Source organism: Verrucomicrobium spinosum DSM 4136 = JCM 18804, assembly GCF_000172155.1.
GTDB lineage: Bacteria > Verrucomicrobiota > Verrucomicrobiia > Verrucomicrobiales > Verrucomicrobiaceae > Verrucomicrobium > Verrucomicrobium spinosum.
On the sequence record NZ_ABIZ01000001.1, the window covers coordinates 7514434 to 7534065 of the forward strand.

General features: G+C 60.8%; 9 protein-coding genes and 1 other RNA gene. 6 read left to right on the top strand and 4 right to left on the bottom strand.

Annotated features, from left to right (window positions below):
- Positions 1-223 precede the first annotated feature (223 nt).
- Both VSP_RS30475 and VSP_RS30480 read left to right on the top strand, forming a co-directional pair.
- The gene (locus VSP_RS30475) at positions 224-2431 is read left to right on the top strand and encodes a hypothetical protein (protein WP_009965496.1); all 2208 of its coding nucleotides are present in this window, start codon (positions 224-226) and stop codon (positions 2429-2431) included.
- 88 nt (positions 2432-2519) lie between these two features.
- Entirely contained in the window at positions 2520-3563 is a 1044-nt protein-coding gene (locus VSP_RS30480) for an alginate O-acetyltransferase AlgX-related protein (protein WP_009965497.1), read from the top strand.
- A gap of 78 nt (positions 3564-3641) precedes the next feature.
- On the opposite strand, the gene VSP_RS30485 is transcribed toward VSP_RS30480, so the two are convergent.
- Positions 3642-3959 (bottom strand): hypothetical protein, encoded by a 318-nt coding sequence (locus tag VSP_RS30485; protein ID WP_009965498.1) that lies wholly within the window; start codon positions 3957-3959, stop codon positions 3642-3644.
- Positions 3960-4165: 206 nt separating this feature from the next.
- Between VSP_RS30485 and acnA the strand changes: the two genes are divergently transcribed.
- Complete coding sequence (gene acnA, locus VSP_RS30490) at positions 4166-6880, top strand: aconitate hydratase AcnA (protein WP_009965499.1); 2715 nt, start codon at positions 4166-4168, stop codon at positions 6878-6880.
- A gap of 726 nt (positions 6881-7606) precedes the next feature.
- On the opposite strand, the gene rnpB is transcribed toward acnA, so the two are convergent.
- Positions 7607-8036, bottom strand: an RNA gene (gene rnpB, locus VSP_RS40470) — RNase P RNA component class A.
- Positions 8037-8236: 200 nt separating this feature from the next.
- Between rnpB and VSP_RS40275 the strand changes: the two genes are divergently transcribed.
- The 3 genes from VSP_RS40275 to VSP_RS30510 all read left to right on the top strand — a co-directional run bounded on the left by VSP_RS40275 (position 8237) and on the right by VSP_RS30510 (position 11808).
- A complete protein-coding gene (locus VSP_RS40275; RefSeq protein WP_009965501.1) occupies positions 8237-9304 on the top strand; it encodes an OmpA family protein in 1068 nt (355 codons plus the stop codon).
- A 109-nt stretch (positions 9305-9413) separates the two neighbouring features.
- Positions 9414-10985, top strand: a complete 1572-nt coding sequence (locus VSP_RS30505; protein WP_009965503.1) for a hypothetical protein — start codon at positions 9414-9416, stop codon at positions 10983-10985.
- A gap of 31 nt (positions 10986-11016) precedes the next feature.
- Positions 11017-11808 carry an HAD family hydrolase gene (locus VSP_RS30510; RefSeq protein ID WP_009965505.1) on the top strand — a complete coding sequence of 264 codons (792 nt, stop codon included), beginning with the start codon at positions 11017-11019 and terminating at the stop codon, positions 11806-11808.
- 548 nt (positions 11809-12356) lie between these two features.
- Here VSP_RS30510 and VSP_RS30515 read toward each other — a convergent pair.
- The gene (locus VSP_RS30515) at positions 12357-14171 is read right to left on the bottom strand and encodes an IS1634-like element ISVsp1 family transposase (RefSeq protein ID WP_009959415.1); all 1815 of its coding nucleotides are present in this window, start codon (positions 14169-14171) and stop codon (positions 12357-12359) included.
- Positions 14172-14337: 166 nt separating this feature from the next.
- Positions 14338-19578, bottom strand: coding sequence for a cellulase family glycosylhydrolase (locus tag VSP_RS40280; protein ID WP_009965507.1), 5241 nt, complete (start codon positions 19576-19578; stop codon positions 14338-14340).
- Positions 19579-19632 lie beyond the last annotated feature (54 nt).

Below are 19632 nucleotides of genomic sequence, written 5' to 3' on the forward strand. Positions count from 1 at the left end.
CTGTAATGATGATCGCCCGCCAGTTCTGTGGCCGCACCATTTCTCCGGGGTCTTGCACTCCCCCGTGATACGGTGACATTGCCCATTCTGCTTGCAGCCCCGACTACGATCAGGCGCTGCCGTGGGTCTGTCTGCTGGTCATACGACCTTTTTACCACGCTGAGCGCTCTCGACGCCGATTCCCAGGCGAGACCGCCCCCAATACATTGCCCCTCTTTTTAAAGTGCTTTTTATCCCCCGCTCTCTCCCACTCCGCCGCCATGTCCTCGCGGCCTGCGCCCTGCCCGTCATCCTGCTCGCTTCCTGCAAAGACGAGGACAAAGGCAGCAAAGACAAACCGGGCCAGATCAAGCTCAAGGTGCTAGATGGCCCTAAAGATGACCTGTCCAAGCAGGTGGAGGCCTTCACCGGCAATCACACCCGCGTCGTCTGGACCCAGGCCCGAAAGAAAGGGGCCTCAGACACCTTCGCCGTCTCTGAGGATCTCGTCCTCGTAGGCATTGACACTCGCAACGGTCTGGGCATCCGGGAGATTCTGGAGAAGCCGGGAAACTACTCCCGCCCACTCATCAGTACGGATGGGAACACCATTCTCTTCACAGACAAAAATACCGTGCGCAAGGGCGGGAAGAAGCACTACAAGCCCTACATCTACAAGACGGACTGGCGTGGCACCAAGCCCGTGCGAGTGCTGGATGGCTATGCCACCCAATGCTGGCGGGATCCTAAAACAGGGACCGAATGGGTGTATGCAGTGCGGAATCTCCGCGCCACCAAAGGCCTGTCTCTAGAGGCCCAACGACTGGTGCGCTTCCAGCTTGAGGATCCCACCAAGGAAGAGCTCATCTACGACGACAGCTACATCACACCAGACAACATTCAGTTCTCCCGCGATGGCACCCGGGCCAGCGCCCTCTTCCCCTGGCCAAACGCCGGCATCCTGGTGCAGAAGAACGGTCAGTGGCAGGCCAAGAAGCTCCTCAATGGGTGCTGGACGGCTTATGCTCCGGACAACAGCGGCCTGAGCTGGGTCTTCGATGGCGAGCACAAGAGCGTGACCATGTACGCCGATGACGGTGCCAAGGCATGGTCTCTGAAGTTCAACGACGCTCCAGGGGTGAAAGGTCGGGAAATGTACCACCCGCGCTGGACGAACCATGCCCGCTTCATCACGCTCACTGGCCCTTATTCTAAAGAGAAAAACTCCTCGGGGAACGTCATCAACAAAGGTGGCGGCACCGCAGAGATCTATCTGGGGAAACTTTCCCCGGGGGCGGACAAAGTGGAGTCGTGGCTCCGCGTGACTCAAGACAAGCAGGGAGATGCGTACCCTGATGTATGGATCGCCGGCGCACGAGAAGCCACCCTGGCGGGACACCATATCGGCAGCAGTACCCGCTCCGCTGCTGCTGTCGGCAACTGGCCGGCGGACAACAGCGGATTGCTCCTGGTCTGGAGGGACCGCGAAGCACTCAACACCTTCCGCGACCGTTCGGGCCAGAAGCTGGAGGCCCGGCTCGACAGCCAGGGAGCCGCCCGTTTCGGCCGCTGCAATGAGATGCTGTTGGATGGTGGCAGTTTTATCATGGAGGAGGAGTCCGCAGCACCGGTCATCACGCACTTCCGAGATCGCGTCCCGGCCAGTTTCGAAGCAATCGTTTTACCATCTGCTTTTGAGGCGACTACCGATACCAGTACGAGTGAGCGCTCCGCAGACCAAGGCGCTCAGATATTCCGCGCGCCCGGGATGAATCTCCATTTGCGCAATGGACAGCTCACGGTGTCCAAGGGCGCTGGTGAGGCGTGGACATCCGCCCAACCCCTGCCCACCAAGCCCTTTCACCTGATGGTGGCACGCTCCGAGGCTGGCTTCACGCTGTATGTCGATGGCCAAACCGTCGAGCTCCAGTCATCTCCCGCCGAGGCCGCTCCCGTGCCTGGTGATTCCATCACTTTTGGCGGCGGATGGCAGGGCGGTCTTTTGCAAGTGGCCCTGCACGACCATGCTCTGCCCGCAGATCAGGCCGCCGCGCATGCGGCCAGTGCCCAAGTCCGCATCAACAGCCTGCCCCCCACCCCGCCGCGCTTGCGAGTGAAAGCCCGCTTGGTGGAGACCTCCGCCATGCCCACCGCGGAGGGCATTGAGCCCTACACCAGCGCCCTCGTCGCCTACGTGTATGAAGTGCAGGAGGTACTCGCAGGCGACTTCCCTGCCACGGAGAAACGGCTGCTCGTGAAACACTGGGGCATGCTGGGTCGTGAACCGGTGCAGGGCTTCCCTCGCACCGAAGGCCAGACCTATGAACTCGTGGTGGAGCGGCAGTCCGCCCACAGTCACCTGAATGGTGAGCGAGTGATGGACGACACGACCGCTTTCGACCTTGAGTCGTGGTTCGACGTGTCCTCACCCCGAGTCACTGCTGCCAAATAGGGGCACCCCCGCTTATCTTCACTCGAAAGATGAAGACACGTTCATTTTTCCCGTTAATTCATCTCCTGCTCTTTTGTGTAATCGCTGCATGAAACTCCGCCTCCCCTCCTCCACGCTTGCCCTCCTCTGCGCCGCCATGCTCGCTCCCGGCGGCACCCAGGCTGACGATTTCACCTCCGTCGTGAAAGGCGCACTCGCCGCCTCAGCCGCCACTGATCTCTCCGTTCCTGGCAAGGGAGATAGCAATTGGTTCTTCCTGCGCCGTGAACTGGAGCACTTGCAGAACGGCGACCTGGCTGCTGCCGACCTCTCCAAAGCCAACAAGGAAGGCACGGACCCGGTGCCCGTCATTGCCAAGTACGCCAAGGAACTGAAGGCTCTCGGCGTGGAACTTCTGGTGGTACCAGTGCCCGCCAAGGCCTCGATCTATCCTGAGAAGCTCGACGCAAAGGTGGAGGCATCCAGCGTACCCGCCCTGGCCCCTTTCCTTGCCAAGCTGAAGGCAGAAGGAGTGGAGGCCCTCGATCTGGAAGCGGAGTTCAAGAAAGTCCGGACCGCAGAGCCTGCCAACCAGCTCTATTGCGCCACGGATTCGCACTGGTCTCCTGCGGCCTGCCGGTTGGTGGCCCACCTCGTGGCAGCCAAATATAAAACCCTCCCGGAAGTGACCGCCGCGAGGCTGGCTGGCCTCACCACCCTGCCTGCTGAAACCCGAGAGTATCACGGCGATCTCCTGACAGATGCCCAGAAGGGATCCGTCGCGAAAGAAAAACTGCCCATCTCCCGCGCTGGCCTGGGCGCAGGTAGCAGCGTGACCACCGTGGAAAGCAGCCCCGCCAGCCCCATCGTGGTGCTGGGCGACAGCCATCTCCAGGTCTTCCGTAAAGGCGGCAACATGCTGGACTCCCAGGGCGGTTTCGTGGATCACCTCCAAGTCGCCCTTGGCACTCCCGTGCAGGAATTCACCATGCAGGCCGGAGGTGCCGATGGCCCGCGCGTGGAAATCGCCCGCACCTCCGCCAAGAACCCTGACTTCTGGTCCAAGAAGAAAGTCGCCATCTGGGTCTTCACCGCCCGTGAGTTCACCCAGGGCAAGTGGCGTGAGATCCCGGCACAGGTGAAGAAGAAGTGAGCAGAGGGAAAAGTTCTAAAAGCGGTGAGAGTGGCCTGTGAGGCTGCTTCACCGCTTTTTCTTTGCCCCCACGAGGAATTACCCTGGGGAAGACAGCGCAGCCAGGACTTCGTTGGTGATGTTCTTCCCACCGCTGAAGTTGGTGATGAGGCTGCCGATGGAATAGATGGGCCCCCAAGGGATGCCCCACCAGCCAAAGAGAAATGTCAGCCCGGAGAAGGCGAGCCCTTTGACCACGGCACTCTCCCCTCCTTTGAGGAAATAGATGTCACTGGACCTTTTGAAGGTCATGATCAGCACGGAGAAGGTGTATTCGTAGATGACAAACCGACCGCCACGGTCGAGTTCATGTCCCAGCTCCTGGCCTGTCATGGAATCAATTCCGATGATTTTCATGCCGGTTATTTACGGGAAAACAATCACCCAAAACAAGTGGATTTACGATCGCCTGCAAAAACTACGGGCGAGCAATCAAATTCCCAGCTTAGGAATGTAAAATGCTTGGCCAGAAATTTCCCGCCCGCAGCAAACTGCGTTGCAGGCGGCACTTGCCCCTCTGTCCGCCTTTGCTAAGTTTTTATTCTCTTTAACCTCAGATTGCCATGTCTCTCGACGCGCTCCGCACCTTCAAGACCGGGTCCAATACGGACGGAAAGTTCTACTCATTGCCTGAACTGGAGAAGCAAGGAGTGGGGCCGGTGTCGAAACTGCCGGTGAGCATTCGGGTGGTGCTGGAGTCCCTGGTTCGCAATCTGGACGGGAAAAAGGTGACGCTGAAGGACGTGCAGAACCTCGCCAATTGGAACGCCAAGGCTCCCGGCGACTACGAAATCCCCTTCACGGTCGCCCGCATCGTGCTGCAGGACTTCACCGGGGTACCCCTCCTAGTGGACTTGGCCGCCATGCGCTCTGCCGTGCACGCCATGGGCAAGAACCCAAAGATGATCGAGCCGCTGGTGCCCGTGGATCTGGTGGTGGATCACTCCGTGCAGGTGGACTTCGCTGGCACGCAAGACTCCCTCAACCGCAACCTCGACCTCGAATTCCATCGCAACCGCGAGCGCTACAAGTTCCTCAAGTGGGGTGAGCAGGCATTCGACACCTTCAAAGTGGTGCCTCCCGGCATCGGTATCGTGCACCAGGTGAACTTGGAGTACCTCGCCAAGGGCGTGCTGGAGAAAGAGAATGTGTTCTATCCAGACTCCCTCGTGGGCACGGACTCGCACACAACCATGATCAACGGCTTGGGCGTCGTGGGCTGGGGTGTGGGCGGCATCGAAGCTGAGGCTGGCATGCTGGGCCAGCCGGTGACCTTCCTGGTGCCTGAAGTGGTGGGCATGCGCCTCACCGGTGCCCTTCAGCCCGGCGTGACCGCGACTGACCTCGTACTGCGCGTGACCGAAGTGCTCCGCAAGACGAAGGTGGTGGGCAAGTTTGTCGAATTCTTCGGACCCGGTGCCCGTGCGCTCAGCGTGCCGGACCGTGCGACCATCGCCAATATGGCCCCGGAATACGGCGCGACCATGGGCTTCTTCGGCATCGACGAAGCAACGATCACCTACCTTGCCGGCACCGGCCGCTCCGCCGAACTCTGCGGGACGGTGGAAAACTACTACAAGGCCCAAGGCCTGTGGGGCATCCAGGAAGGTGACGAGATCGAGTACACCCAGGTGGTGGAGCTCGACATGTCCACCGTGAAGCCCGGTGTGGCCGGTCCCAAGCGCCCGCAGGACCGCATCGACGTGTCCGCCCTCAAGGAGAAATTTGAGTCCCTTCTTGTGGCCCCCACCCCAGATGGCTTCGGCAAGGCTTCTCTGAACGGCCAGTATGAAGTGACCGTGGACAGCAAGGACGGTGTGAAGGACAGCATCACCCATGGCTCCGTGCTCATCGCCGCCATCACGAGCTGTACCAACACCAGCAACCCGAGCGTGATGCTGGCCGCCGGTCTCCTGGCCAAGAAGGCCAACGCCAAAGGCCTGACGGTGAAGCCTTCCGTTAAGACCTCCCTGGGACCTGGCTCCCGCGTGGTGACGGACTACCTTGAGAAAACCGGCCTCCAGACGGAACTGGACCAGCTCGGCTTCCAGACCGTGGGCTACGGCTGTACCACCTGCATCGGCAACTCCGGCCCGCTCGACCCCGGTATTGAGAACGTGGTCCGCAGCGAAGACGTGGTGGCCGCCAGCGTGCTCTCTGGCAACCGCAACTTCGAAGCCCGCGTGCACCAGAGCATCAAGGCGAACTTCCTCATGTCCCCCCCGCTCGTGGTGGCCTACGCCATCGCCGGTACGGTGGACGTCGATCTCTCCAAGGAGCCTCTCGGCACTGGTAGCGATGGCCAGCCCGTCCTGCTGGCCGACATCTGGCCCAGCAGCGAGGAAATCGGTGCCGCCATGGCCAGCGCCCTGGCTCCCGATGTGTTCCAGAAGCTCTACACGGGCTTTGCTGAGCAGAACCCCAAGTGGAATGAGATTCCCTCCAGCGTGGGCCTCGTGTACGACTGGGACCGTGACTCCACCTACATCCAGGAGCCTCCGTTCTTCGAGAAGTTCAGCATGGATCCCAGCGACATCAACGAGATCCACGGCGCTCGTCCGCTCGGGATCTTCAGCGACAGCGTCACGACCGACCACATCTCCCCTGCGGGCAACATCAAGAAGGACAGCCCGGCTGGGAAGTACCTCCTGGAGAACCAAGTCACCCAGGCAGACTTCAACAGCTACGGCTCCCGCCGCGGCAACGACCGCGTCATGACCCGTGGCACCTTCGCCAACGTGCGCATCAAGAACCTCATGGTTCCCGGCACTGAGGGTGGCATCACCAAGTACTTCAGCGGCCCTGGCGTCTCCGCCGAAGCGGCAGAAGTGCTGCCGATCTATGACGCTGCCGAGCAGTACAAGGCCGCAGGCGTGCCACTCGTCATCCTCGGTGGCGAAGACTACGGCATGGGCTCCAGCCGCGACTGGGCCGCCAAGGGCACGAACCTTCTGGGCGTGAAAGCTGTGATCACGAAGTCCTTCGAGCGTATTCACCGCTCGAACCTCGTGGGCATGGGCGTGCTGCCATGCAACTTCGTGAACAAGGAAGACTACGACAAGGTGAAGGGCCTGACCGACGCCACCTTCAGCCTCCTGGGAGTGTCCAACGACATCAAGCCCATGAGTGAAGCGACGCTGAAAGTCACCCAGGCTGATGGCGAGACCTTCAATGTGCCCGTCATCGTCCGCCTCGATACGCCGGTGGAAATCGACTACTACCGCGCTGGCGGCATCCTGCCGTACGTGCTCGCGCAGATCCTGCGCGCGAACGCGTAAGGGCGAGGTTTAGTTAATTCGCGAAAAGGCCGCCAGGAGACTGGCGGCCTTTTTTTGCCTGTCGGCGGAAGTTGGAGCGTAGTCCGGCTGTCCTCTGCCGGTTTGGGAGCGGAGGGTGAGACTTGCAACGGCGGGTCGATGTCGTCCCCGCTCGTCACCTCAGCGAACATTCGTCCTGAGCCGCATAAATGCCAATGCCATCAGGGAAAACGCATCGTCTTGCTGTTTTGCCTTGGCGCGCCTCGGAGCCGCGTTGGTGCAACCGCCACGACTGTAACTGGTGAGCCCCTTTCAGAAGGGCCGAAGGTCCGGGTTCATACCAGCCTGGGGCAACGCCCCAGGGATAGATGGCCAAACTACCCTTGAGGGCTGTAGGCCCGGTGTCATCAAGTCTGCCTATGACGAGCATCCCTGAATGACGTCGGGCCTGCAGCCCTCATGATCTAAAACGAGCGCCTGCCTTGGGCGTTGCCCAAGGCTGCAATGATGCCGGACCTTCGGCCCTCAATACTTTCACAAAAGGGAGATGCTCGACCTCTCCACTTTTCCCTGATGGCATTGGTCCCGCATGCGGGACGGGACTCCAACCCTGCCGTCCACATCATGGGAGAACTTCGAATATTCGGGACCGATGCGGGCTATCGTCCAATGGACGCCCACCTCACCCCTGACCTCAAGTCTTGCGTCTTCTGTCTTGAAGTCTTGTGTCTCCCGCGAAGCGGGAAGGGCCTGGGCCGGCCGGTGTAAGCCGGATTCTGTGCCTCCCGCGTTGCCGCAAAAGGTGGCGGTCATTTCTCTAGCCCGGGGCTTGCGCCCCGTGCTCCCCGCTTTGCGCGAGGTGCGACTAATACCCGGGGTTATCCCAACTCCTTGCGGAGTCAGTGCGGCCAGGGCGGGCCGTTTCCCCTGTTCTGTCTTGCACCGTGTGGGGTTTGTCCTGCCTCCTTCCTTTCAGTCGGAGCGGTGAGCTCTTACCTCGCCTTTTCACCCTTACCGCAGTTGCCCGCGGCGGTATGTTTTCTGTGACACTTTCCGTGACCGGAAGCTTACGCCGCCAGCCCCCGCGTTTTCACACGGCACACTGCCCTGAGGTGTCCGGACTTTCCTCTCTCAATTGCCTTGCGACATCTGACAGCGACAGCCTCCGACCGACCCAGCTCGTAAAATAAGGCCGTTTTGAGCGAAGGAAAGGGAATCTTGGTCTTCGTTTACGGGCCCAGTGGCCAGGAGGCAGTGCGTCAGTGGTCAAGGTGTTGGATCTTTTCTGGCGATTCGGCCCCACTGCTTACCATAGACCTCTCACCATTTACCGAAATGCCGGTTTCCCGGGCTGCTGAACGTGCTACCCTAGTCACCATGTCCACCCAGACCTATCCCTGGTCGAACAACCGCCGCACGGCGTTCAAGATTGAACGCTGGTCGTGGAGCCTGCGGTTGTGGCTGCTGTTTGCCTTCGCGCTGGCGGTCCTCTTTCATTGGTGGTTGTACTACTTTTTTAGCACGGTGGATTTCGGAAAGAGCATGCTGCCGGTCACCCAGACCAAGGCCAAGGCGGATCGTATCGCCATCAATCCAGAGGCGCTCAAGGAACAGCAGGCCATCCAGCACATCCCGGACCTGATCGCCCCCTCAGACAAAGCGGAGCCGCAGCTTAAGGCTGATCTACAGGACATTGCGGAGATGATTCCCGAGGACAGGCCGCTGAATCTCACGCCGGACGTGGACAAGGTGACCAACTTCCTGGCCCCCAAATCCAACCCCAACGCGACGAGCCCGGCCCACGCGCCCTCTATGGCCGCGATTGCGGACATGGCCCCCGGTCCCGATCTGGCCAGTTCCATGGACGCCATCAAGAGCTCCGCCCTGCGGCAAGCCGTGTCAGACCAACAGCTCGTGCTCCCCGCCAAACCCCTGGACAAGGAGCTGGAAGGAATGGACGGCAAACTGCTGGATCGCCTGAACAACCAGAGCAAAGCTGGTGACGGATCTCCCCGCGCCATGGCCGGGTACAGCAATCTCGAAGATCTGCTGGCCAGGGGCGGTGCAGTAAATGCCAGCACTGCGCCCATCATGCTGCCAACTGACCTCCTGTTTGAATACGGGAGCGACCAGCTCGCCGAGAACGCCCGCCTGAGCCTCATGAAGCTGGGGTACCTGATCACCAAGAACCCAAACAGCCGCTTTATCATCGAGGGGCACACGGACACGATCGGGTCAGCGGAGTTCAACCTTGATCTCAGCCAGCGCCGTGCCAACGCCGTGGTGGGCTGGCTCATACGCTCCCTGAGACTGAGCAATGACCGCATCGATGCCGTGGGCATGGGCGAATCCCGTCCCCTGGCCCGAGTGAACCCGAACGGCACGAAGGAAGAGCAAGCCCTGAACCGCCGTGTCGAGATCAAGGTGCGCCCGATCAGCCAGTAGCCATCAGAGCATTTCCCCCAAGGAACGAAGAAACCGGCCTGTACATCCGTTCAGCCGGTGTCATTAACGACCCACACACAAAAGAACAGGACTCACTCACTCACACGGCATGGGGGACAAGGAAGCGGCGGCACCGCGCAAAAAAGACGGCAGTTCAAGCCTTTTTCGATGGCTGAGCTTTATCCTGCTGACCATCCTCTTTGTGGTCGCGTACGTGAAGATGGGGGGCCTGCTCATCTCGCAGACCAACCACACTGCCCAGCAGATCCTGGGAGGTGACCAGAAGCACAACATCCGCCTGGCGCTGGAGACCAGGGAGGATCTGAGCCCGGACTTCAACAAGGGTTTCACCAAAGCCCTGGCAGATTTTTTCCCACATCGCACGGACGGCGTGGTGAACCCCCTCTGGCCCTGGGTGGCGGCTTGGCTGGCCACGCCGGATCATCCCACCCCGACAGAGGCGGATGCCGCCACGGTGACGGAGAAGGATGAGGATTACTTCAATCGAGGGCGCTGGTTCCATGTGTTCATGACCTGCACCTTCCTGGTCATGCTGGGCCTTTCAGCGTGCCGCATCTTTTCCCTGCCTGCCTCGCTGAACCTCATGCTGCTGGGCGGCTTCGGGGCGCTCCTGCCACGCTCCGCATACTTTCAACCGGAGCCGCTCTACTTCGTCTTCTTCTTCCTCACTTGGGTGGCGTGCATCTCTGCATTGTCTCATAATACCCTCTGGATCTACGGGCTCATCGGAGCGCTCTCCGGCATCGCGTACATGGCAAAGGGCTCTGTTTCCCCTTTGATCATGGTCTTCGTGGGAGTCAGCACGTTGCGTTGCCTCTGGGAACTCGTCAGCGCCCGCCGCCGGGGCTTTGTCCTGGCGAACGGGAATCTGTGGCACTGGCGGAATCATCTGATGGGGCTGCTCATCCTGGGCATGGTTCACCTGCTGACCATTGGTCCCCGCCTGACTGATGCGAAGGAGAAGTTCGGTGACTCCTTCCACTCCTACCCCGCCTACTGGATGTGGATGGACAAGTTCAACCCCGATTGCTACGAGTGGATGGGCCAGCACAACACGAAGGAGCGTCTCCAGGCACTGCGACCTGAGGACAAGCCCTCGCTCAAGAAGTACATCGACACGCACGGCACGGAGGCCTTTGCCCAGCGACTCCAGGACGGCACGTGGAATCGCGTGAGTGAGTTCCTCTGGCCCAAGCAGACCAAGCGCAGCCAGAAGGTCGAGAATCAGAAACCCTGGAAATCGCTGCTGGAATGGCGTGGAGTGTACCTCATCTGGCTGGGGGTGGTGCTGATGGCTCTGGTGGTGGTGCTATGCAGTGCCGCGCCCAAGGCAGAACACGCCGGCCACGTCGTCTTCCGCCATGGCACGGTCACGATTGTGTTGTTCGTGCTCGGCTCAGTGGCGATCTATTGTGCGGCCTATGGATTCTATGCGCCCATCGCCCGCGGCAGCGGGGATCGATTCATGCTTTCCTTGTACCTGCCGCTGGCATTCTGCCTGATCTGGGGCGCAGAGTCCATTGTGCGCCGTCTGCGCCGTCGTCAGGGGTGTAGCCCGTGGATCACCCGCAGTTATCTGGCGGCCCAGTGGCTGCTCTTTGCCGCCATTTCCTGGCGACTGGTTGAGATCTTCCGGTTCCCCTTCTTCGACAACCGTTAAGCCCGCGCTTGCCCGCCTCACTGAAGCCCTCATGGCCAAACCCGCGCCCACGCTCCTGCTCTGTTTCGACTTCGACGGAACCCTCATCAATCATGAGGGAGAGCCGGCCTTTCATCCGGCTATGGGGGACATGCTGCGCCATTTCAAAAGCCAGGGGGCAGCCTGGGTGGTGAACACCGGCCGCAGCCTGAGCCAGACGCTGGAGGGCATCGCGCAGCACCATCTCTTCATGCTGCCGGATTACATCATCGCCCAGGAGTGCGAGATCTACCGGCCCGGCTTCTTCAAGCCATGGAAGGACTTTGGCTCCTGGAACTCCCGCGCCCGCCGCGCCCACGACCACTTCGTGGACAAGCATCGCCTCTTCCTCGCGGAGATGCGCCAGCATGTGGAGCAGAACACCCGTGCAGAGTTCCTCATGGGTGACTTGGGCCAGGTGGGTATTGTGGCTCTGGATGAGCTGGAGCTCGACGATATCTGCGAGGTGATCAACGTCCGCACCGCCCGTGATCCGGACATCGGTTACCACCGCAATGGCCGGTACCTGCGCTTCACCCACTCCTCCTACAGCAAAGGGACCGCCCTCCAGGAACTCGCCCGCATGATCGGCGTGCCCCGGGAGCGCATCTTCGCCGCGGGGGACAATCACAATGATTTGCCCATGCTGGACTCAGGCGTGGCAGGCAACATTGCCTGCCCGAGCAACGCACTCGATCCGGTGAAAGCTCACGTGCAGGCGCACGGCGGCTACCTGGCAGGCAGGCCGGCCAGTGAAGGGATGATGGAGGCACTGGAGCACTTCTTCCTGCGGAACCCCAGGTGAAGCTGGAGCAAGATGCTCCAAGCAGGCCCGTTTGCATTTGGTCAAGACCGATGGGCAATTCCACCCCGGGTGGAAATGCCAACCCTCGACTCGCAACCAAGGCGGCGAGGCTCTGTTCGTAGTACAAACTTTAGTTTGCTCAGTCGATCTACCGTGACGCGTACTGAGCAAACTAAAGTTTGTACTACGAACAGCTTCCCCGGAAACGGATATTGCAGGGACGCCAGGCCTCACAAGCTCATGCCCCCACAGCGGAGACTTCATAGCATGCACGAGGCGGGGGTTCCCAGCCCCGCTCAGTTGCGGGATGACTGAGGTGACACGCGGTTAGATGAACCAACAACAAAGGTGGGCCCACCGCTTCGCTCACCAGCGGGACCGGAGATCCCGCCTCCTTTACCGGCTGGAGGTGTCTTTAGGATTTGCTGACTTAGCCCGACTTGGCGGATTGCCGGGGTTGATGATCCTCCAGCCCTTGATTTTGCGACATTGGGTTCAAAAAGTCTTCACTACATCTTCCGCCATTTCGCGACCTTCCGGGGTCTGCTTCAACCAGTGATTTTGGGCGGGGCCTGTTCAGGCAGCGTGATCTTGAGCTGGTCCAGCAGCAGTTGCAGATCCTTTGAAGGCTGCGTGTGGCGGCTCATCACCACCTCCCTTCCATCAGTTGTGGGCAGATGCACATCGAGCATCTGCACCGTCGCGAACTTCTCCAGCACACTTCGCGGTGTCAGCCCGCTGGCCGTCAGCCTCAAGCGCGCCTTGAGCGTCACCTGCAGGCAGTACGCCAGGAACGACACGAAGAGGTGCGCTTCAATGCGATGGTCCAACTGGTGGTGCACCGGCCGGATCCCCAGATCGTGTTTGAGCTCCTTGAACGCCTGCTCCACCTCCACCAGTTGCAGGTAATACTCCCAGAGCTTCGCGGGATCGGTCTCCGTCAAATTGGTGCGCAGCAGGTAACGCCCCTCCCGCCGCCATCCTTCACGCAACAGCTTGCGGTCCAGCTCCCAGCTCAGAGTCGCCCGCTGCCGGCCCTTGCCCTTGCTCTTGCTCTTGCTCTGGTCTTTGCCTGTTGCTGGCTGCAACTGCACGCTGACCTTGACAAAGCGCGCATCCCGCCCCGCCTCCTTTTTGGCGGCACCCAACGCTTCGTACATCGCATCACGGTGCAGGGGGCGCTTGCGCTTGCGCAACCCTTCCAGGGCATCCAGATACTTGCGCAGCCGGCGCCGACGCATCGAGCGTTCCTTGGCCACACGGTCCTGGCTTTGGGCCAGTACATAAGTCTCCCCTTCATGCGGCAGCAGTTTGACGCGCACCTGGGGGCGGGCCTGCTGCCAGGGTTGCCGGGCCAGTGACTCCTCCAGCTTGCTCAAGCGTCCTTTGGGCGTGCCCACCAGATAGCTCACCGGCGGAGTGCTCTGCCGCATCTGTTCAAGGGTCTCTTCAGTCGGGATGCCCCGGTCCATGACCCAGATGCGTTGGGCCTTGCCGTACTGGTCTTCGATCCTGGCCAGGAAGCTCTTGAGGGTGCTCTTGTCGGTGGTGTTGCCCGGCAGCACCTCATAGGCCAGCGGGAAGCCTTCGGGGGTGACGATGAGGGCAATGACCACCTGCACGCAGTCGCTGCGCTTGTCGCGGCTGTAACCAAAGCGGCGCAGACCGGTGGGGTTGTCCGGCGGGTTGCTTTCAAAGTAGGTGCTGGTCAGATCATACAGCAGCACCTCATAACGGGCTCCAAACAGGTCGCGCCAGCGCTCGGTGAGATGATCAAACAAGGCACGCTTGTGGGCCAGGATCTTGTCATGGCATTCGTAGAGACGGTGGATCTCGGCCAGGGCGAAGTCCGCGCCCAGCAGGTCGGCAATGGCCGTCTGGTCAAACCAGTGGCGGTGCAGCCGCCATTCGCTGCCCGGTTCGATGAGCCGGTAGAGCACCAGGGTCTGGAGCACCAGATCCCAGCGGGTGCCCTCACGACTGGGCGGCAGACGTGGTCGCCAGAAGTCAGCCAGGAGCAACTGCTCCCAGAGCAGGCAGGCCAGCCAGCAGGCCCCCCATTGCCGGGGCCGTTCCAGCCGCATGGCCGCAAGGCGCAGACGCACAATGGGCAACTCATCAACACCGACCTGCTCGGGAGCATGATCTTCGGCAAAGAGGGCCACCTGTTGAGGAGCGCTCTGGTCTTTGCCGAAGAGTTCAACCGTCTTGCGCCAGGAGGCTTCCTGACGACCATTGAGTTCACCCAGATAAAGGACGTGCCGCTGGACCACCTGCCGGGAACTGATCCGCCGGTTTTCGACGATGCTCCAGTAGAGGTGCTCTTTGCCATCCTTGAGCCGTTTGGTGGAACGCAGGAACATGATGGCCCAAGAAGTTAGCCAGCAAAACGCGCGTGCAACCACCAAGGTCTGCACTACAAGCCGTTTTTGAAACGGACCCTCGCAAAATCAAGGGTTGCAGCTCGATGGCAGGCCCAAAAATGCCAAAATCGGCCGCGAATCCGCCAAGTTGGGTTAGGCCCCTTCGTCAACGCAGCTTCCCGTGCAGCTCAAACCTCTTGCCCGCCAGCGCCTCTTTGGCGGGCTGGCCCCAAACGGGCGTGGGGGTGTAGTTCCAGTCCACCAGCATGCGGGGGCTCGCGCTGGGATGGAAACACCAGCCGGTCCAGTTCAAGCGATGCTTCTGGATCAATCCCAGAATGTCGGGCACCCAGGTTTCAGCGTCTTCCTGAACCTCGTGGGGCATGAAGTCCATCTTCTTGGCATCGGCACCCACTTCCCCCAGCAGGATGGGATACTTCTCGGCAGCATCGAGCAGGTACTTCTGCCAGCCTCGCTTCCAGGGGTAGATGTGGCAGGCATAGATGATACCCTGGCCGCCTTCGTCCTTGAGGCCGAATCCATTGAGGATGCCATCCAACTGATAGGCATAGTCCAGACCACCCACCAGCACCATGTTCTTCGCACCAGTCGAGCGCACGGCGTCCAGCATGGCCTGCATGCCGGGTGACTGAAAACCATGCTTGTTGTGCAACTTCTCCTCGGGTGTAAGGAAAGCATCCTCATCGCCGTCTTTGCGTTTTTCTTCCACGAACCCGCCATCGCGCCAGACCTCCCAGGAGACGCCGTGGGGTTCGTTCATCAAGTCAAAGATCAAGGCAGGATGGTTCTTGTAGCGCTCGGCCGCATCCTTCCAGAAATCCAGAAACTCCTTCCGCGGTGCCCGGTAGCGGTGCAGGTCCAGCACCACATACGCGCCGCGATTTGAAGCCAGGGTGATGATCTGGTCCACCACCGCTCGATAGGCTTTCCCACCGTCTTCGAGGTCTTTGCCAAACCAGTAGTCGTCTTTGATGGGCAGGCGGATCACGTTGCCCTTCCATTCTTCGATCGCCACCACCACGGACTTGAACACCTGTTCCCCACGCAGGCTCCACTCCAGGCTGGGCACGTTCAGACCCTGGAGCCAGACTTCCTTGCCCCCGTCCACCGTCACAATGCGATTGCCCTCAGCCCGGATCGCCGGCGGCCACTTGGCCTGGTTGGGTTCCTCAAGCGGGACCCGCGATTTCTCGGCCTGGATCTCGCGCTCCTTCTGTCTGGCGAGGAGCAAATTGGCATCGGCAGGCTTGAGCAGGATGTTGTCGAGCTCAAAGCTGCCGCTCTTCACTTCAAACAATGCCGGCATGACCACTACGGACACTGCCTCTGCGGGCACCAGGAACTCGGTCCGCTTCTCCACCCAGCCATCTGTGTCTTTTTGAGAATACGGCGGGGCGGGCTTGCCCGGCAGCGTCTTGCCGTCAGCACCTTTGAACTCCAGCATGATGCGCGCATCAAACCAGGGCTTGGGGCCTTTCTTCAACCCGGTGATGCGCTGTTTCCAGGTCATCTCAAGGGCCGCCGCGCCTTCAGGGACGGGGCATTCGCGATACAGAAGCACGGTCTTGCCAGGCGTGAGACTGGTAAGGCGGATGAATCGGTTCCCATCGCTCTCGTCCTTCTCCCAGGAGATGCCACCACCCTTGCCCCAACCTTCGGGCGCATCCTTCTTTTTGCTTTCGGTTTCAAAGTTGCCGTTGCTCAGCAGGGTGCCTTCCCTGGCCAGCAGAGCTGCCGCCTGCTCGCGACGTTTTGCCGCGACCTTGGCATCCATCTCCGCCTTCTTGGCGGCCCGCTCTGCGTCGGCCTTCTTCAGCGCCTCGATCTGTTCCGGGTTCAAGGGAGTAACACGAATCTCCGCAAAGTCGAGACGACCCGACTCCGCCTGGAAGAGACTGGGCATCATCTGGAGGGCTGCGGCCCCCTCCGGCACCATGTAGTTGCGGGTGATCTCCGTCCACCCGGCCGCCTTCATGGAGAAGACGATCGGCGATGGCGTGGGTTTCACCTGCTCCCGCGCCTGGTTCAGGAAATGAAACATGGCCCGTGCATCGTTCCAGCTCTGCTTGCCCTTCTTGACGTCTGCGGTGCGATACTTGAAGGCCACCTCGATGCCCATCACGCCGGCTGGAATGGGGACTTCACGATAGGCAGAGAGCATCTTGCCGGACTCGACCGCGGTGATGCGGAAGAACGGCTTGCCTGCCTCATCCTTCTCCCACGAAAGGCCCGTGCCCTTGCCCCAGCCGTCCGGCCAGGAGTCGCCATCCGCATCCTGGCTGAAGTCGCCATTGCTCACGAGGTTTGTCTTTTGAGCCGGCGCCTGGGCGTTCACGCTCGTGACGCCCACACACAAAAAGGCGAACAGCACGGCACACCAGGCAGGCTGCCAGGAAGAGCCCGCCCTCCCTGGCCGGCCCCGGCGAAAGGCGGCAGCAATCAAGGCCGCAAACGCCATCAGAGCCCGCGATGGCTCGGGAGCCGCAGCGATGGAAATCGCACCCTCTGAGTGAAGCTGGGAAGTATCCCAAGCCAGGCCCAAACCTGCCAGAAGGCCATCCACACTGGAGCTGAAAGCAAAGCTCCCGGAGGTGGCGGAAACCTGCGACCAGTCGATCAGCTTCCAGGTATCCCCCACCGCCCAGGCGGTCATGGCATCGGCCGCGTCCACATGCAGTGTCGCACCCGCAGCTATATCCACCAGGCCCTGGCCGGCACCGAAGAGCAGCAGGTCTGCATCCACCCCCGTGATGTTATTTCCAAATCCATCCCCGCTGCCGCCAAAAAGGTCAAACTCCAGGCGGGAGGTGGAACTGAAGGTGACGGTGTCTCCTCGCAGTTCAAACTCTGCTGCCGCAGGCGTGGTCAGGGTGAAGTCACCCACATCCAGCAGACCGTGGAAAGTCAGGCTGTTGCCAGCCGCAGCCACCACCAGGCCGGTGCCGCCGAGAGTGGCACCCGCGTTGACCGTGAGATTGCCCAGCCCGGTGCCGGAGCCAGCGGTGTTGTTCACCAGCAGACGGCCTTGGGTCACCGTTGTGGGTCCGGTGTAGGTATTGTCTCCCGCCAATGCGAGAGTGCCAGCCCCCGTCTTGTTCAGTCCGCCGGCAGCGGTGGCATCCGTGAGGGCAGTCTCCACCGTGAGGTCTGCCGCCGCTGCGCCATCGCCGATGTTAAAGGTGCGGGTGCCATCGAGGCGCACGCCCCCCTGATTGACCTCCGCAGCATTTGAAGAAGCGATCTTCACCGTCTCCTGGTTGCTGGCGTTGCCGGTGAAGGTGACGTCTCCGCCCAGCGTCAACTGGGCCCCTTTGTTGGTGGCATGGCTGTTCACGATGATGGCGGTGTAGGCTCCTGAAGCAACGTTGCTGATGACCAGTTCCTTCAGCGAGGTAAAGGCGTTGAAGGCACTGGAGCTGGAGGACTCCTTGGCGCGCAGCACCCCGCCGGACAAGGTGGTCGTGCCCAGCACAGTGATGTCCCCGCCTGCATTCATCCCCAGCTCACTGCTGTTGAGGGTGGCGTTGCCGTTGATGTTGAAGGTGGCATTGCTGCCGTGATTGCCAAAGTTGCCGCCGTTCATGGTGAAGTTGTTGATCGTTTCGGTATGGCCGTTGTTGCCGCTGCTTGCGGTGCTGTCCATCCAGAAAGTGCCGGCGTTGATGGTAACACTGGCAGTGTCTGCGATGGCGTTGCTGTTTTTGAGCAGGGTACCGCCGTTCATCACCAAATCAGTGGTCAGACCGATGTTGGCCACGGATTTGTTCAGACGAAGGATGCCGCTGTTCAGCGTGGTGACGCCCGTGTAGGTGTTGACCTCCGAGCCACCCAGCACAGTCTGCCCGGTGCCGCCAAAGGTGACCCCCTTCCCCCCATCGTTGGTGATGACACTGTTGATCTGCAGGGGGGCGGGCGTATTGCCCTGGTTGACCCCGTTGGTGAAGGAGAGAACCACACCCTCCTGGCCGTTGAGATCCAGAGTTGCCACACTAAGGAGCATGACATCCGTTGCCGCGGCAGTGGTGACAGCTTGACTGGCGAAGATCATGCCGCTGTGAACCCGGAGGGTGGCGCCAGCACCTGAGATCGCGACTCCAGTATTGGTCCCTGTACCGGTAAGACTGAACGAAAGCGAATTGATCGAGGTCACACCGGCTCCGAGGGCGGTGTCCTGCGAGGCGCTTCCAGATGTCCTCGCGTACAATACGTTGTCCAGCTGGGTCTGGCCGCTGACGATGGCGGCGGTGTATTCTGTGCTCGTGTTCAACAGCCGGATTCCCTTGCTGGCATCATAAGTCACCAGCCCAGTCCCGGAACCTCCCGTAGTGGTGGCACCATACACCCCTTTCACAATGCCGACGGTGGATGATCCTGCCACTCCACTGCCCGTCAGAACGGGCGATTCATCCAGCATCAGGTTCGAGGAGTCTGCCACCAGATCTGCCGCCGCATTCACCCCGAGGTTCTGCCCCCGGACCAGCAGGGTGCTGCCTGTCTCCCTCACCAGGCTGCCGGCTGTGAGCCGCGTAGTCCTGGCCGCGTTCGGGGTGAGGGTGACAATGGCGTAGCCCTCCTCCGCGGTGAGGGCATGGGCAATGGTGTCGTTAGAGTTCGCTCCGGCATTTCCTGTGACTGTCAGGAGGACCCCATCACTGCGCCCCGTTCCATTCAAAGTCACACTCTTCACCCGGGTGATGCCGGTGTTTCCACTGGTGCCGCTGTTGAACCGGAGATGAGACTGGCTGCCCCCGTTGAATTTTACGATGAAGTCGGAACTGGCGGAGCTGCCCGTGGCCCCGTTCAGAGAGAAGGTGCCGGACAGGACGGCAGTGGAGCCCTCATAGGTATTGGCTCCCGAGAAGTTCAGTGTGCCCCCGCTGGCAATGATGCCTCCGTTGGATATCGCATTAATGAACCCCAGCGTGCGGCTGCTGCCCACTGTGAAATTGCGGACCTCACCGCCGAGATCGATGTCAAGAGCTTCATTTGTACCAGTCGATCCAAAGAGGATGGTCGCACTGGCCCCCGCGGTGTGCACAATGTCCCCGCCGAGCGTGAAGGTACGATTCCCCCCCGTGCCCCGCAGCGTGATCCCCGAGTTGCCTGTGTAGTTGAAGGACAATCCGTAACCCGGTGAGAGATCCGAGTTCACAGTAATCGTCTGCCCCCCTGCCAGCGCAAGCGAACTGTGCCACACTCCATTGATGGTGCTGTCCGCCCAGTTGTTCGTGTCAGAGTATGAGTACGTGCCCCCTGCCGTCGGGCTCCAGCCGGTCGTGGCCTGCCCCCGGGCCACCATGGCCCATGCTGACACCACCAGGGTCAGCGGTATCCCCAGGGACCGGATCATCGTCCGGCGACGCATATCATTGGTCTTGCTGTTCATGGATGACTTGAGGAGGTGCGAAAGAAGGAGCGATTGCCTCCACCCATGGGGATC

Bases quoted from the DNA above. Each gene is read 5' to 3' on its own strand.
- VSP_RS30480 (WP_009965497.1), top strand. From the start codon at position 2,520: ATGAAACTCCGCCTCCCCTCCTCCACGCTTGCCCTCCTCTGCGCCGCC.
- VSP_RS30485 (WP_009965498.1), bottom strand. From the start codon at position 3,959: ATGAAAATCATCGGAATTGATTCCATGACAGGCCAGGAGCTGGGACAT.
- acnA (WP_009965499.1), top strand. From the start codon at position 4,166: ATGTCTCTCGACGCGCTCCGCACCTTCAAGACCGGGTCCAATACGGAC.
- VSP_RS40275 (WP_009965501.1), top strand. From the start codon at position 8,237: ATGTCCACCCAGACCTATCCCTGGTCGAACAACCGCCGCACGGCGTTC.
- VSP_RS30505 (WP_009965503.1), top strand. From the start codon at position 9,414: ATGGGGGACAAGGAAGCGGCGGCACCGCGCAAAAAAGACGGCAGTTCA.
- VSP_RS30510 (WP_009965505.1), top strand. From the start codon at position 11,017: ATGGCCAAACCCGCGCCCACGCTCCTGCTCTGTTTCGACTTCGACGGA.
- VSP_RS30515 (WP_009959415.1), bottom strand. From the start codon at position 14,171: ATGTTCCTGCGTTCCACCAAACGGCTCAAGGATGGCAAAGAGCACCTC.
- VSP_RS40280 (WP_009965507.1), bottom strand. From the start codon at position 19,578: ATGAACAGCAAGACCAATGATATGCGTCGCCGGACGATGATCCGGTCC.